Annotated in this window: 11 protein-coding genes and 1 tRNA gene; 11 read left to right on the forward strand and 1 reads right to left on the reverse strand. The window is 66.5% G+C overall.

The features are described from left to right. Positions 1-92 precede the first annotated feature (92 nt). On the reverse strand, positions 93-1,319 hold the full coding sequence (locus tag BCL76_RS06040; protein WP_109778511.1) for a pyridoxal phosphate-dependent aminotransferase: 1,227 nt from the start codon (positions 1,317-1,319) through the stop codon (positions 93-95). 193 nt (positions 1,320-1,512) lie between these two features. On the opposite strand from BCL76_RS06040, the gene BCL76_RS06045 reads away from it, so the two are divergent. The 11 genes from BCL76_RS06045 to BCL76_RS06100 all read left to right on the forward strand — a co-directional run bounded on the left by BCL76_RS06045 (position 1,513) and on the right by BCL76_RS06100 (position 15,785). Continuing rightward, positions 1,513-1,585, forward strand: a tRNA-Trp gene (locus tag BCL76_RS06045). Positions 1,586-1,691: 106 nt separating this feature from the next. After that, the gene (gene secE, locus BCL76_RS06050) at positions 1,692-1,973 is read left to right on the forward strand and encodes a preprotein translocase subunit SecE (RefSeq protein WP_030388883.1); all 282 of its coding nucleotides are present in this window, start codon (positions 1,692-1,694) and stop codon (positions 1,971-1,973) included. Positions 1,974-2,056: 83 nt separating this feature from the next. Further along, on the forward strand, positions 2,057-2,956 hold the full coding sequence (gene nusG / locus BCL76_RS06055) for a transcription termination/antitermination protein NusG (RefSeq protein WP_109778512.1): 900 nt from the start codon (positions 2,057-2,059) through the stop codon (positions 2,954-2,956). 165 nt (positions 2,957-3,121) lie between these two features. Further along, complete coding sequence (gene rplK / locus BCL76_RS06060; protein ID WP_030008445.1) at positions 3,122-3,556, forward strand: 50S ribosomal protein L11; 435 nt, start codon at positions 3,122-3,124, stop codon at positions 3,554-3,556. Positions 3,557-3,643: 87 nt separating this feature from the next. Beyond that, on the forward strand, positions 3,644-4,372 hold the full coding sequence (gene rplA, locus BCL76_RS06065; protein WP_109778513.1) for a 50S ribosomal protein L1: 729 nt from the start codon (positions 3,644-3,646) through the stop codon (positions 4,370-4,372). A gap of 181 nt (positions 4,373-4,553) precedes the next feature. After that, positions 4,554-5,480 carry a hypothetical protein gene (locus BCL76_RS06070; protein ID WP_109778514.1) on the forward strand — a complete coding sequence of 309 codons (927 nt, stop codon included), beginning with the start codon at positions 4,554-4,556 and terminating at the stop codon, positions 5,478-5,480. Positions 5,481-5,545: 65 nt separating this feature from the next. Next, positions 5,546-6,457: a hypothetical protein gene (locus BCL76_RS06075; protein WP_146228323.1), complete on the forward strand. Its 912-nt coding sequence runs from the start codon at positions 5,546-5,548 to the stop codon at positions 6,455-6,457. Positions 6,458-6,703: 246 nt separating this feature from the next. Then, entirely contained in the window at positions 6,704-7,234 is a 531-nt protein-coding gene (gene rplJ / locus BCL76_RS06080; protein ID WP_030008449.1) for a 50S ribosomal protein L10, read from the forward strand. Positions 7,235-7,344: 110 nt separating this feature from the next. Next, complete coding sequence (rplL, locus tag BCL76_RS06085) at positions 7,345-7,728, forward strand: 50S ribosomal protein L7/L12 (RefSeq protein ID WP_030767270.1); 384 nt, start codon at positions 7,345-7,347, stop codon at positions 7,726-7,728. 577 nt (positions 7,729-8,305) lie between these two features. Continuing rightward, a complete protein-coding gene (gene rpoB / locus BCL76_RS06095; RefSeq protein WP_030008451.1) occupies positions 8,306-11,788 on the forward strand; it encodes a DNA-directed RNA polymerase subunit beta in 3,483 nt (1,160 codons plus the stop codon). A 97-nt stretch (positions 11,789-11,885) separates the two neighbouring features. Continuing rightward, positions 11,886-15,785 (forward strand): DNA-directed RNA polymerase subunit beta', encoded by a 3,900-nt coding sequence (locus BCL76_RS06100; protein ID WP_030725970.1) that lies wholly within the window; start codon positions 11,886-11,888, stop codon positions 15,783-15,785. The last annotated feature ends 74 nt before the right edge of the window (positions 15,786-15,859 follow it).

The following is a 15,859-nucleotide window of genomic DNA, read 5'->3' on the forward strand; positions in this document are numbered from 1 at the left end:
GGCGGGGCTGGGAGAGCCTGCGGGGCTGGAAAAAGCGGCGTCTCCCCGTACGGGGAGACGCCGCTCAGGTCGTGCCGCCGGCCGCGTCAGGCCTAGGCCTTGGCCTCGGCCAAGAGCTTCTGGATGCGGGACACGCCCTCCACCAGGTCCTCGTCGCCCAGGGCGTATGACAGGCGCAGGTAGCCGGGGGTGCCGAAGGCCTCGCCCGGGACGACCGCGACCTCGACCTCGTCCAGGATCAGGGCGGCGAGCTCGACGGAGCTCTGCGGGCGCTTGCCACGGATCTCCTTGCCGAGGAGCTCCTTGACCGACGGGTAGGCGTAGAACGCGCCCTCGGGGGTCGGGCAGAAGACGCCGTCGATCTCGTTGAGCATCTTCACCATCGTCTGGCGACGGCGGTCGAAGGCCTTGCGCATCTCCGCGACCGCGTCGAGGTTGCCCGAGACGGCGGCCAGCGCGGCGACCTGGGCCACGTTGGAGACGTTCGAGGTGGCGTGCGACTGCAGGTTGGTCGCCGCCTTGATGACGTCCTGCGGGGCGATGACCCAGCCCACGCGCCAGCCCGTCATGGCGTACGTCTTGGCGACGCCGTTGACGATGATGCACTTGTCGCGCAGGGCCGGGACCAGGACCGGCAGGGAGGTGAACTTCGCCTCGCCGTAGACCAGGTGCTCGTAGATCTCGTCCGTCAGCACCCACAGGCCGTGCTCGGCGGCCCACTCGCCGATCGCCTTCGCGTCGGCCTCGCTGTAGACCGAGCCGGTCGGGTTGGAGGGGGAGACGAACAGGAGGACCTTGGTGCGCTCGGTGCGCGCGGCCTCCAGCTGCTCGACGGAGACGCGGTAGCCGGTGGTCTCGTCGGCGACGACCTCGACCGGGACGCCGCCGGCGAGACGGATGGACTCCGGGTAGGTGGTCCAGTACGGAGCCGGGACGATGACCTCGTCACCCGGGTCCAGGATGGCCGCGAAGGCCTCGTAGATCGCCTGCTTGCCACCGTTGGTCACGAGGACCTGCGCGGCCTCGATCTCGTAGCCGGAGTCGCGCAGCGTCTTGGCGGCGATCGCGGCCTTGAGCTCGGGCAGACCGCCTGCCGGCGTGTAGCGGTGGTACTTGGGGTTGCGGCAGGCCTCGACCGCCGCCTCGACGATGTAGTCCGGGGTCGGGAAGTCGGGCTCGCCCGCGCCGAAGCCGATCACCGGGCGCCCGGCGGCCTTGAGGGCCTTGGCCTTGGCGTCCACGGCGAGGGTGGCGGACTCGGAAATGGCGCCGATACGGGCGGACACCCGGCGCTCGGAGGAAGGCGTTGCAGAGGTCATGCGAGCAATCGTCCCAGACGGCAAAGAAGCGCCGCACACCGTTTCAGTCAACGGACCGACGCATGTCAGATCGGGTGCTGTTCGACGTCACGTCCCGGTTCACGTACACTCACCTGTCGTTGGACCTCACCAGCCGCTGCAGAGCGCGAGCACTCCGTGCACTCGCTCGGATGCGGTAGGTTGGGGGACGCAAAGGGTCGTAGCTCAATTGGTAGAGCACTGGTCTCCAAAACCAGCGGTTGGGGGTTCGAGTCCCTCCGGCCCTGCTCCACACTCCGTCTCGGACGTGTGTGCGCAGGTACGTACTTAGATGCAACGCCGTGCGGCGCAACCGGGCGCGGTACGGCCACGACCCGGATTCAGGTGAGAGACGTGACGGACGCCCTGGGCTCCATCGACATGCCTGACGCCGAGGACGAGACGCGCGAGAAGAAGGCCCGCAAGGGCGGCAAGCGCGGCAAGAAGGGCCCTCTGGGTCGACTCGCGCTTTTCTACCGCCAGATCGTCGCGGAACTCCGCAAGGTTGTCTGGCCCACTCGCAACCAGCTCACGACGTACACCACCGTGGTGATTGTCTTCGTGGTCATCATGATCGGTCTGGTGACCGTGATTGACTTTGGGTTCGAAAAAGCCATCAAGTTCGTCTTCGGCTGATCCCCGCGGAGGGCGGCGCCTTGATGGTGTCGCCCGTTTTCGCATGTTCCACCACCTTTTGTATCCAGGAAGAAGCAGCCACCGTGTCTGACCCGAACCTGAACGCGAGCCACGACTCCGTCGAGTCCGTCGAGGACGAGCTCGACATCGTCGAGGCGGCAGACGCTGTGGACCCCGACGAGGCCGAGCTCGCCGACGCCGAGGCGGGTGCCGCGGCCGAGGAAGCCGCGCTGCACGTCGAGTCCGACGAGGACGAGGACGCGGCTGACGCCGAGGTCGACGCCGAGGTCGAAGAGGCTGCTGACGACGTCGAGGCCGACGAGGAAGAGGCCGAGGAGGCCGCTCCGGCCGAGCCCGCCGAGCCCGTCGACCCCATCCAGGCCCTGCGCGAGGAGCTGCGTCTGCTCCCCGGCGAGTGGTACGTGATCCACACCTACGCCGGCTACGAGAAGCGCGTGAAGGCCAACCTGGAGCAGCGCGCCGTCTCGCTGAACGTCGAGGAGTTCATCTACCAGGCCGAGGTGCCCGAGGAAGAGATCGTCCAGATCAAGAACGGCGAGCGCAAGAACGTCCGGCAGAACAAGCTGCCCGGCTACGTTCTCGTCCGCATGGATCTGACGAACGAGTCCTGGGGCGTCGTCCGCAACACACCTGGCGTCACCGGCTTCGTCGGCAACGCGTACGACCCGTACCCGCTGACCCTGGACGAGATCGTCAAGATGCTCGCCCCGGAGGCGCAGGAGAAGGCCGCCAAGGCCGCCGCGGAAGAGGCCGGTCTGCCCGCGCCCGCCGTCAAGCGCACCATCGAGGTCCTGGACTTCGAGGTCGGCGACTCGGTCACCGTCACCGACGGCCCGTTCGCGACGCTGCAGGCGACCATCAACGAGATCAACCCCGACTCGAAGAAGGTCAAGGGCCTCGTCGAGATCTTCGGCCGCGAGACCCCGGTCGAGCTCAGCTTCGACCAGATCCAGAAGAACTGATCTTCTGAGCGACAGCTTCCGGACAGGTCAGATCGCCCCGTGAAGGGCGGTCTGACCTGCTCGGTTTTTAGCCCCGCACCGATACCCGTTATCGTGGTGCGGTATGCCTCCATCCGGATGACCGGATGGGCGGCTGAAAACTCTCACTAGGACCCGGAGAGAGCAATGCCTCCCAAGAAGAAGAAGGTCACGGGGCTTATCAAGCTCCAGATCAAGGCCGGTGCGGCCAACCCGGCTCCGCCGGTCGGCCCCGCGCTCGGTCAGCACGGCGTCAACATCATGGAGTTCTGCAAGGCCTACAACGCCGCGACCGAGTCGCAGCGTGGCATGGTCGTGCCGGTGGAGATCACGGTCTACGACGACCGTTCCTTCACCTTCATCACCAAGACTCCGCCGGCCGCGCGCCTCATCCTGAAGCACGCGGGCATCGAGAAGGGCTCCGGCGAGCCCCACAAGACCAAGGTCGCCAAGCTCACGGCTGCCCAGGTCAAGGAGATCGCCGAGCTGAAGATGCCCGACCTGAACGCCAACGACATCGACGCCGCCGTCAAGATCATTGCCGGCACCGCGCGTTCGATGGGCGTCACCGTCGAAGGCTGATCCAGCCACCCCAGCACCATCAGTGGTAGGACCAAGCGCTGGTCCGCACCACGACTCCATGCCTGAAGCCGAAATACAGGAGCAGAAGTGAAGCGCAGCAAGACTCTCCGCGCTGCGGACGCCAAGGTCGACCGGGACAAGCTCTACGCCCCGCTCGAGGCCGTCCGTCTCGCCAAGGAGACCTCCACGACCAAGTTCGACGCCACCGTCGAGGTCGCCTTCCGCCTGGGTGTCGACCCGCGCAAGGCCGACCAGATGGTCCGCGGCACCGTGAACCTCCCGCACGGCACCGGCAAGACCGCCCGGGTCCTGGTCTTCGCGACCGGTGACCGTGCCGCGGCCGCGGAAGCCGCCGGCGCCGACATCGTCGGCGACGACGAGCTGATCAACGAGATCGCCAAGGGCAACCGCCTGAACGAGTTCGACGCCGTTGTGGCCACCCCGGACCTCATGGGCAAGGTCGGCCGCCTCGGCCGCGTGCTCGGTCCCCGTGGCCTGATGCCGAACCCGAAGACCGGCACCGTCACGATGGACGTCGCGAAGGCTGTCACCGAGATCAAGGGTGGCAAGATCGAGTTCCGCGTCGACAAGCACTCGAACCTGCACTTCATCATCGGCAAGGTCTCCTTCTCCGATGAGCAGCTGGTCGAGAACTACGGCGCGGCCCTGGACGAGATCCTGCGTCTGAAGCCGTCCGCCGCGAAGGGCCGCTACGTCAAGAAGGCCGCCCTCAGCACCACGATGGGCCCCGGCATCCAGCTGGACTCGAACCGCACCCGGAACCTCCTCGTCGAGGAAGACCCGGCTGCTGTCTGAGCCTGACGGCTCACCGAGTGGCCCAGCGGGCCCCTCGCCCCCTTCACAGGGTGGCGGGGGGCCCGCTTCCGTGTTCCGGGCCACACATCCCCCGAGCAGGGCTTAATCGGGGCGCGATCCGGCAGAGGGGGAACGTAGGGTCGGCTCGAACAAGCGATTGACCAAGGGGTGGGGGAAGCGCGTGGCCGCGTACCGGAGGAAGACGATCGGCGCGGCGCTGGCCGCCGTACTGCTCGCCGGCGGCGCCACGGCCTGCGAAGGCGGGGCGAGCGCGCGGCCGGACCGGCCCGTCGTGGACGGCGCCACCACCGAGGCGCTCGCGGCCGCGTACAGGAAGACCTCCGCGGCCAGGTCGGCCAAGGTCCGCCTGACCATGTCGATGCCCGGCTCGCCGGGCGCGGGCGGGACCGTGGAGATGAGCGGCGTCCAGGGCTGGGACCCGCAGGTCATGGACGTCACCGTGAAGGGCGCGCTCCCCGTGGGGTCGGGCGCCGACTCCATGCGCATGATCATGTCGAACGACGTCATGTTCATGGAGGCGCCGAAGGACTCCCCGATGACGGCAGGCCTGGGGGGCAAGCGCTGGGTGAAGCTGGACCTCGACGCGGTGGCGCAGGCCTCCGGCGACGCCGAGGCGCTCAAGAAGCTCAGCGGTATGAGCGGTATGGGCGGTATGAGCGGCATGGACCGCAACCAGGACCCGGCCGAGCAGCTCGCCCTGCTGCTCGGCTCGCCGAACGTGAAGCACCTCGGAGCCGAGAAGGTCGACGGGGTGGAGGCCGAGCGCTACCAGGGCACCCTGACGCTGGAGGAGATGTCGGCGGCGGACAGATCCGCCGCACCGCTCTCCGACGCCGAGCGGGCGCGGCTGGTCGAGGCCACGAAGAAGGCCGGCATCAAGGGCTACGACCTGGACGTCTGGGTCGACAAGGACGGCTACCCGGTGCGCATGTCGGTCGGCATCGGGACACCGCAGGGGACCTTGAAGACGGACGCCCACTACGCGGACTACGGCACCGCGGCCACGGTCCGGACGCCGCCGGAGAGCGAGACCTTCGATCTCTTCGCGATGTTCAAGAGGCTGAGCGAACTCGGCGCGGGGGCCTGACCGCCCCGCGAGCCGAGAGCCGTACGCACGACCGGAACGAAGAACCACTCATGGGGGAGAACCAGATGAACCAGACTGTCCTGACCCGGGCCGCTGTCGCGGTGGCGGGCACCGCGCTGCTCGTGGGCGGTCTCACGGCCTGCGGCGGCGACAAGGCCGACGCGGGCACCACCAAGGCGGACGGGGGCCAGGGGGCCCCGGCGAAGGCGCATTCCTCCGTGGAGGCCGTCAAGGCGTCCTACCTGAAGACGGTGGCCGCGGGGTTCGCCAAGGCGGAGCTGTCCATCGTCGGGGCCGACGGCAAGACCATCGGGCAGTCCGGGACGAAGGGCTGGTACCCGTCCAGCCACGACGTGATCCTCAAGAGCGAGAGGCCCGACACCCGCTCGATCATGATCGCCGACATGACCTACACCGGCATGGCCGAGCCCCGGGGCGGCAAGTCCTGGATGAGCATGGACCTGGCCAAGGACGGCAAGCCCGGGGTCCGGCTCAACGACGACCCGGCCGAGTACCTCGCGATGCTGCTGGGCCAGGAGAAGCTCACCCACGTCGGCACGGAGAAGACGGCCGACGGCATCGACGCCGAGCACTACAAGGGCAGCTTCGCCGCTGCGGACCTGCTCAAGGCGGACGAGTCCACCAAGGTCATGGAAGAGGCGAACCGCACGTACCTCCACGAGGCCGTGAAGCACATCACCACCTTCGAGGTGGACCTGTGGATCGGCAAGGACGGCTACCCGGTACGCGCGGACACCGTCAGCACGGACGCCCGGGGCACGACGAGGACCACCGCGAAGTTCTCCGACTTCGGAAAGGCCGCCCCGGTCCAGGCCCCGCCGGCCGAGCAGGTCGTCTCCTTCGAAGACATGAACAAGGAGACCGACCGCAAGCTGAAGGAGGCGGACCGCACGCTGCAGGAGGCCGACAAGAAGCTCCGGGACGCCGGACTGGGCGGGCTGGACCTCGACTCCTGAGGCGATTTGCCTCGGCTGCATCCCTTCACGTAGTCTTCCCCAGAAGCCAAAGACCGCTGGTCGTTGCCGTGCCCGCAAGGGTTCGGTGGCCGAAGGATCCGTTGAATGCGGACGACCCGCGTAGGTGACTGTGGAAGGTTCCCGGAATTCGTTCCGGTCGAGCCACGCCCTGGCGCCTGCGCCGGGGCGTTTTTTGTTCAGCCCCTTCTGAGCGGTCCTCATCACCCGGAAGGAGGCGAACGCACCATGCCGACGCCCAACAAGGCTGCATCGGTAGCCGAGCTCAAGGACGCGTTCCAGAGCTCGAACGCCGCCGTGCTGACCGAGTACCGGGGTCTCACCGTCGCGCAGCTCAAGACGCTGCGTCGCTCCCTTGGTGAGAACGCCCAGTACGCCGTGGTGAAGAACACGCTGACCAAGATTGCGGCCAACCAGGCCGGGATCACCGCGCTGGACGAGCACTTCGCTGGTCCGACCGCGGTCGCCTTCATCACCGGTGACCCGGTGGAGTCGGCGAAGAGCCTGCGTGACTTCGCCAAGGACAACCCGAACCTCATCATCAAGGCGGGTGTCCTTGATGGTAAGGCGCTCACCGCCGATGAGATCAAGAAGCTTGCGGACCTCGAGTCCCGCGAGGTTCTGCTCAGCAAGCTGGCCGGCGCGTTCAAGGGCAAGCAGTCTCAGGCTGCCTCGCTCTTCCAGGCGCTGCCGTCGAAGTTCGTCCGCACCGCGGAAGCGCTTCGCGTCAAGCTCGCCGAGCAGGGCGGTGCCGAGTAATTCGGCTCGCGCACTGATCCACGCCGCCTAGTGCGTGGGTCGTAGCGGGCCGTTACGCCCGCCTCTATATACATCCGGCACCTGCCGATTTAGTGGAAGGATCGCCCATCATGGCGAAGCTCTCTCAGGACGACCTCCTCGCCCAGTTCGAGGAGATGACCCTCATCGAGCTCTCCGAGTTCGTGAAGGCCTTCGAGGAGAAGTTCGACGTCACCGCCGCCGCGGCCGTCGCCGTTGCCGGTCCGGCCGGCCCGGGTGCCGTTGCCGACGCCGTCGAGGAGCAGGACGAGTTCGACGTCGTCCTCACCGCCGCCGGTGACAAGAAGATCCAGGTCATCAAGGTCGTGCGCGAGCTGACCTCCCTGGGTCTGAAGGAGGCCAAGGACCTCGTCGACGGTGCGCCGAAGCCCGTCCTCGAGAAGGTCGCCAAGGAGGCCGCTGAGAAGGCCGCCGAGGCCCTCAAGGGCGCCGGCGCCTCGGTCGAGGTCAAGTAACACCTCTGAGGCCCCTCTGGGGCCTCGACCAAGGGCGATCACCCGTAAGGGTGGTCGCCCTTTGGCGTACCCGCAGTGCCTGATTTGCCCTGCTCTCGTTGGGGAGTAGGGTGATCATCGTTGCTCCGACGCAGGGTCCGAAGATGATCCGCTCGGAGCAGGGGGCCTTGACGAACGGGACGCGGCGCAGCATTCTCAGACCCGTCGAGAGGTCGACCACCTCGATCCGAGATCTGAGGCATGGATCGACTACGAAGAGGGCAGTACTGATACGCGCTCTGTGTACGAGTACGGGCGCCGCAGCGTTGGACACAGTGTTGGTTGAACGACATGGGGAAGGCCTGTTGCCGGTTTCCGGAAACCTGGTCTGGACATCAGTGAGCCGAGTGGCTACACTGACCCTTTGCGCTGCCTGTTAGCTGTCCCCTGCCCGTCGCCAGGGACATGCCCACGCTTGAGCACACTTGATTGATCCACCCTGACCTGGCCTTTTCGGTTGGATTTGGGGGGCTTGTCTTCTGTGTCTGCTGGGACCGGTACGCGCGTAGTGAGTCCGAGCCCTCGGAAGGACCCCCTCTTGGCCGCCTCGCGCAACGCCTCGACCAATACGAACAACGGTGCCAGCACCGCCCCGCTGCGCATCTCCTTTGCAAAGATCAAGGAGCCCCTCGAGGTTCCGAACCTCCTGGCGCTGCAGACCGAGAGCTTTGACTGGCTTCTCGGCAATGCCGCCTGGAAGTCTCGCGTCGAGTCGGCGCTTGAGAGTGGACAGGACGTCCCCACCAAGTCCGGTCTGGAAGAGATCTTCGAGGAGATCTCGCCGATCGAGGACTTCTCCGGGTCGATGTCGCTGACCTTCCGCGACCACCGTTTCGAGCCGGCGAAGAACTCTGTCGACGAGTGCAAGGAGCGCGACTTCACGTACGCGGCTCCGCTGTTCGTCACTGCCGAGTTCACGAACAACGAGACCGGAGAGATCAAGTCTCAGACGGTCTTCATGGGCGATTTCCCGCTCATGACCAACAAGGGCACCTTCGTCATCAACGGCACCGAGCGTGTCGTCGTGTCGCAGCTTGTCCGCTCCCCCGGTGTCTACTTCGACTCCTCCATCGACAAGACGTCCGACAAGGACATCTTCTCCGCCAAGATCATCCCGTCCCGGGGTGCCTGGCTGGAGATGGAGATCGACAAGCGCGACATGGTCGGCGTTCGCATCGACCGTAAGCGCAAGCAGTCCGTCACCGTCCTCCTGAAGGCTCTCGGCTGGACCACCGAGCAGATCCTCGAGGAGTTCGGCGAGTACGAGTCCATGCGCGCCACCCTGGAGAAGGACCACACCCAGGGCCAGGACGACGCGCTGCTCGACATCTACCGCAAGCTGCGTCCGGGCGAGCCGCCGACCCGTGAGGCCGCTCAGACGCTGCTCGAGAACCTCTACTTCAACCCGAAGCGCTACGACCTCGCCAAGGTCGGCCGCTACAAGGTGAACAAGAAGCTCGGCGCCGACGAGCCGCTCGACGCCGGCGTGCTCACCACCGACGACGTCATCGCGACCATCAAGTACCTGGTCAAGCTGCACGCCGGCGAGACCGAGACCACGGGTGAGTCCGGCCGTTCGATCGTCGTCGAGACCGACGACATCGACCACTTCGGCAACCGTCGTCTGCGCAACGTCGGCGAGCTCATCCAGAACCAGGTCCGCACGGGTCTGGCTCGTATGGAGCGCGTCGTCCGCGAGCGCATGACGACCCAGGACGTCGAGGCCATCACGCCGCAGACCCTGATCAACATCCGGCCGGTCGTCGCCTCCATCAAGGAGTTCTTCGGCACCAGCCAGCTGTCGCAGTTCATGGACCAGAACAACCCGCTCTCGGGCCTGACCCACAAGCGCCGCCTGTCGGCGCTGGGCCCCGGCGGTCTGTCCCGTGAGCGGGCCGGCTTCGAGGTCCGTGACGTTCACCCGTCGCACTACGGCCGCATGTGCCCGATCGAGACCCCTGAAGGCCCGAACATCGGTCTGATCGGCTCGCTCGCGTCCTACGGTCGCGTCAACGCGTTCGGTTTCGTCGAGACCCCGTACCGCAAGGTCATCGACGGTGTCGTCACCGATGAGGTCGACTACCTCACGGCCGACGAGGAAGACCGCTTCGTCATCGCCCAGGCCAACGCCGGCCTGTCCGAGGACATGCGCTTCACCGAGAACCGCGTGCTGGTGCGTCGTCGTGGCGGCGAGATCGACTACATCGCCGGCGACGACGTCGACTACATGGACGTCTCCCCGCGCCAGATGGTGTCCGTCGCGACCGCGATGATCCCCTTCCTGGAGCACGACGACGCCAACCGTGCCCTCATGGGCGCGAACATGATGCGCCAGGCCGTTCCGCTCATCAAGGCGGAGGCCCCGCTCGTCGGCACCGGCATGGAGTACCGCTGTGCGGTCGACGCCGGTGACTCGATCCGTGCGGAGAAGGACGGTGTCGTCCAGGAGGTCTCGGCCGACTACATCACCGTCGCCAACGACGACGGCACGTACACCACGTACCGCGTCGCCAAGTTCTCCCGCTCGAACCAGGGCACCTCGGTCAACCAGAAGGTCATCGTCAACGAGGGTGACCGGATCATCGAGTCCCAGGTCCTCGCCGACGGTCCCGCGACCGAAGAGGGCGAAATGGCCCTCGGCAAGAACCTGCTCGTCGCGTTCATGCCCTGGGAAGGTCACAACTACGAGGACGCGATCATCCTGTCGCAGCGCCTCGTGCAGGACGACGTCCTCTCCTCGATCCACATCGAGGAGCACGAGGTCGACGCCCGTGACACGAAGCTGGGCCCCGAGGAGATCACCCGGGACATCCCGAACGTCTCCGAGGAGGTCCTCGCCGACCTCGACGAGCGCGGCATCATCCGCATCGGTGCGGACGTCGTCGCCGGCGACATCCTGGTCGGCAAGGTCACGCCCAAGGGTGAGACCGAGCTGACCCCGGAGGAGCGCCTGCTCCGCGCGATCTTCGGTGAGAAGGCCCGCGAGGTGCGTGACACCTCGCTCAAGGTCCCTCACGGTGAGATCGGCAAGGTCATCGGTGTCCGCGTCTTCGACCGCGAGGAGGGCGACGAGCTTCCGCCGGGCGTGAACCAGCTGGTTCGCGTCTACGTCGCCCAGAAGCGCAAGATCACCGACGGTGACAAGCTCGCCGGCCGCCACGGCAACAAGGGTGTCATCTCCAAGATCCTTCCGATCGAGGACATGCCCTTCCTTGAGGACGGCACGCCGGTCGACATCATCCTGAACCCGCTGGGTGTCCCGTCCCGAATGAACCCGGGACAGGTCCTGGAGATCCACCTCGGCTGGCTCGCCAGCCGCGGCTGGGACGTCTCCGGGCTCGGCGAGGAGTGGGCCGAGCGTCTGAAGGTCATCGGGGCCGACCGTGTCGAGCCCGGTACCAACGTCGCCACCCCCGTGTTCGACGGTGCCCGCGAGGATGAGCTCGCCGGCCTCTTCGAGCACACCATCCCGAACCGCGACGGTGACCGCCTGGTCCTCCCGTCCGGTAAGGCGCGCCTGTTCGACGGCCGCTCCGGCGAGCCGTTCCCGGACCCGATCTCGATCGGGTACATGTACATCCTCAAGCTCCACCACCTGGTCGACGACAAGCTCCACGCTCGGTCGACCGGTCCGTACTCGATGATCACGCAGCAGCCGCTGGGTGGTAAGGCGCAGTTCGGTGGCCAGCGCTTCGGTGAGATGGAGGTGTGGGCGCTCGAGGCTTATGGCGCCGCTTACGCCCTCCAGGAGCTGCTGACCATCAAGTCCGACGACGTCACCGGCCGCGTGAAGGTCTACGAGGCCATCGTCAAGGGCGAGAACATCCCCGAGCCGGGCATTCCCGAGTCCTTCAAGGTGCTCATCAAGGAAATGCAGTCGCTCTGCCTCAACGTGGAGGTGCTGTCCTCGGACGGCATGTCCATCGAGATGCGCGACACCGACGAGGACGTCTTCCGCGCGGCGGAGGAGCTCGGTATCGACCTGTCCCGGCGCGAGCCGAGCAGCGTCGAAGAGGTCTGACGGGCCTGACGGGGGGCTCGCTCAAGAGCCCCCCGTCATCCCCGGGACCGTTCAGACCATGATTGAGACTCGACCCCGAAAGAGGGATTGACGCACAGTGCTCGACGTCAACTTCTTCGACGAGCTGCGGATCGGCCTTGCCACCGCGGACGACATCCGAACCTGGTCGCACGGCGAGGTCAAGAAGCCGGAGACCATCAACTACCGCACCCTCAAGCCCGAGAAGGACGGACTCTTCTGCGAGAAGATCTTCGGTCCTACCCGGGACTGGGAGTGCTACTGCGGTAAGTACAAGCGTGTCCGCTTCAAGGGCATCATCTGTGAGCGTTGTGGCGTCGAGGTCACGCGCGCCAAGGTGCGCCGTGAGCGGATGGGCCACATCGAGCTTGCCGCTCCCGTCACCCACATCTGGTACTTCAAGGGCGTCCCGTCGCGCCTCGGATACCTGCTGGACCTCGCGCCGAAGGACCTCGAGAAGGTCATCTACTTCGCCGCGTACATGATCACGTTCGTCGACGACGAGCGTCGCACCCGCGACCTCCCGTCGCTGGAGGCGCACGTCTCCGTCGAGCGCCAGCAGATCGAGAACCGCCGTGACGCGGACCTCGAAGGCCGTGCCAAGAAGCTCGAGACCGACCTGGGCGAGCTCGAGGCCGAGGGCGCGAAGGCCGACGTACGCCGCAAGGTGCGCGAAGGTGCCGAGCGCGAGATGAAGCAGCTCCGTGACCGCGCCCAGCGCGAGATCGACCGCCTCGACGAGGTGTGGGCCCGCTTCAAGAACCTCAAGGTCCAGGACCTGGAGGGCGACGAGCTCCTCTACCGCGAGCTGCGTGACCGCTTCGGCACGTACTTCGACGGTTGCATGGGCGCCGCCGCGCTGCAGAAGCGCCTGGAGTCCTTCGACCTCGAGGAGGAGGCCGAGCGCCTCCGCGAGATCATCCGTACCGGCAAGGGCCAGAAGAAGACCCGTGCGCTCAAGCGCCTCAAGGTCGTCTCCGCGTTCCTGCAGACCAGCAACAAGCCCAAGGGCATGGTTCTGGACTGCGTGCCGGTGATCCCGCCGGACCTTCGTCCGATGGTGCAGCTGGACGGTGGCCGCTTCGCGACCTCCGACCTGAACGACCTGTACCGCCGCGTGATCAACCGCAACAACCGTCTGAAGCGTCTCCTCGACCTCGGTGCCCCCGAGATCATCGTGAACAACGAGAAGCGCATGCTTCAGGAGGCCGTGGACGCCCTCTTCGACAACGGTCGTCGTGGTCGTCCGGTGACCGGTCCCGGTAACCGTCCCCTGAAGTCCCTCAGCGACATGCTGAAGGGCAAGCAGGGTCGATTCCGTCAGAACCTTCTCGGTAAGCGTGTGGACTACTCCGCGCGTTCCGTGATCGTCGTCGGTCCGCAGCTGAAGCTGCACCAGTGCGGTCTGCCCAAGGCCATGGCGCTGGAGCTCTTCAAGCCGTTCGTGATGAAGCGCCTGGTCGACCTGAACCACGCGCAGAACATCAAGAGCGCCAAGCGGATGGTCGAGCGCGGCCGCACGGTCGTCTACGACGTCCTCGAAGAGGTCATCGCCGAGCACCCGGTTCTGCTGAACCGTGCGCCCACGCTGCACCGCCTCGGCATCCAGGCCTTCGAGCCCCAGCTGGTCGAAGGCAAGGCCATCCAGATCCACCCGCTCGTCTGCACCGCGTTCAACGCGGACTTCGACGGTGACCAGATGGCCGTGCACCTGCCGCTCTCCGCGGAGGCGCAGGCCGAGGCCCGCATCCTGATGCTGTCCTCGAACAACATCCTCAAGCCGGCCGACGGCCGTCCGGTCACGATGCCGACCCAGGACATGGTCCTCGGTCTGTTCTTCCTGACCACCGACGGTGAGCTCCGTGACACCAAGGGCGAGGGCCGCGCGTTCGGCTCCACGGCCGAGGCGACCATGGCGTTCGACAACGGCGAGCTCGCGCTGCAGTCGTCCGTCGACATCCGCTTCCCGGTGGGCACCATCCCGCCGCGTGGCTGGGTGGCGCCGGTCGCCGAAGAGGGCGAGCAGGAGTTCCAGCCGGGCGACAGCTTCCGTCTGAAGACGACCTTGGGTCGCGCGCTCTTCAACGAGCTGCTGCCCGAGGACTACCCGTTCGTCGACTACTCGGTGGGCAAGAAGCAGCTCTCCGAGATCGTCAACGACCTGGCGGAGCGCTACCCCAAGGTCATCGTGGCGGCGACGCTCGACAACCTGAAGGCGGCCGGCTTCCACTGGGCGACCCGTTCGGGCGTCACCGTGGCCATCTCCGACGTCGTCGTGCCCGAGGCCAAGAAGGCCATCGTCGCGGGCTACGAGGCGATGGACGAGAAGGTCCAGAAGCAGTACGAGCGCGGTCTGATCACCAAGGACGAGCGCACGCAGGAGCTCATCGCGATCTGGACCAAGGCGACCAACGAGGTTGCCGAGGCGATGAACGCGAACTTCCCCAAGACGAACCCCATCTTCATGATGGTTGACTCGGGTGCCCGAGGAAACATGATGCAGATGCGACAGATCGCCGGTATGCGTGGTCTGGTGTCGAACGCGAAGAACGAGACCATCCCGCGTCCGATCAAGGCGTCCTTCCGTGAGGGCCTCACCGTTCTGGAGTACTTCATCTCCACGCACGGTGCCCGTAAGGGTCTGGCGGACACCGCCCTGCGTACCGCCGACTCGGGTTACCTGACCCGTCGTCTGGTGGACGTCTCGCAGGACGTGATCATCCGCGAGGAGGACTGTGGCACCGAGCGCGGTCTGAAGCTGAAGATCGCCGTTCGCGGCGAGGACGGCGTGCTGCGCAAGGCCGACGACGTCGAGACCTCGATCTACGCCCGCATGCTGGCCGAGGACGTCGTCATCGACGGCAAGGTCATCGCGCCGGCCAACGTCGACCTCGGTGACGTGCTCATCGACGCCCTGGTCGCCAACGGCGTCGAGGAGGTCAAGACCCGCTCGGTCCTGACCTGTGAGTCCGCGGTCGGCACCTGTGCCTTCTGCTACGGACGCTCGCTCGCCACCGGCAAGCTGGTCGACATCGGTGAGGCGGTCGGCATCATCGCCGCCCAGTCCATCGGTGAGCCCGGTACCCAGCTGACGATGCGTACCTTCCACACCGGTGGTGTGGCCGGTGACGACATCACGCAGGGTCTGCCGCGTGTCGTCGAGCTCTTCGAGGCCCGTACCCCGAAGGGTGTCGCCCCGATCTCCGAGGCCGCCGGTCGCGTGCGGATCGAGGAGACCGAGAAGACGAAGAAGATCGTCATCACGCCCGACGACGGCAGCGACGAGACGGCGTTCCCGATCTCGAAGCGCGCCAAGGTCATCGTGCACGAGGGCGACCACGTCGAGGTGGGCCAGAAGCTCACCATGGGTGCCACCAACCCGCACGACGTGCTGCGCATCCTCGGCCAGCGTGCCGTCCAGGTCCACCTGGTCGGCGAAGTCCAGAAGGTCTACAACTCGCAGGGCGTGTCGATCCACGACAAGCACATCGAGATCATCATCCGGCAGATGCTGCGCCGCGTGACGATCATCGAGTCCGGCGACGCGGAGCTCCTGCCGGGCGAGCTGGTCGAGCGGTCGAAGTTCGAGACCGAGAACCGTCGTGTGGTCACCGAGGGCGGTCACCCCGCCTCCGGCCGTCCGCAGCTGATGGGTATCACCAAGGCCTCGCTGGCGACGGAATCCTGGCTGTCGGCCGCCTCCTTCCAGGAGACGACCCGAGTCCTGACGGATGCGGCGATCAACGCCAAGTCCGACAGCCTCATCGGCCTCAAGGAGAACGTCATCATCGGTAAGCTCATCCCGGCCGGTACGGGCCTCGCCCGCTACCGCAACATCCGGGTGGAGCCCACCGAAGAGGCCAAGGCAGCGATGTACTCGGCCGTCGGTTACGACGACATCGACTACTCGCCCTTCGGCTCCGGCTCCGGCCAGGCTGTCCCGCTGGAGGACTACGACTACGGCCCGTACAACGGCTGAGTCGGACACGAGCAGTAACCACAGGGCGGTCACCCGAGAGGGCGGCCGCCCTGCGGCGTTCGTGCCCGAGCCGC

This window comes from Streptomyces sp. CG 926, from assembly GCF_003148825.1.
GTDB lineage: Bacteria > Actinomycetota > Actinomycetes > Streptomycetales > Streptomycetaceae > Streptomyces.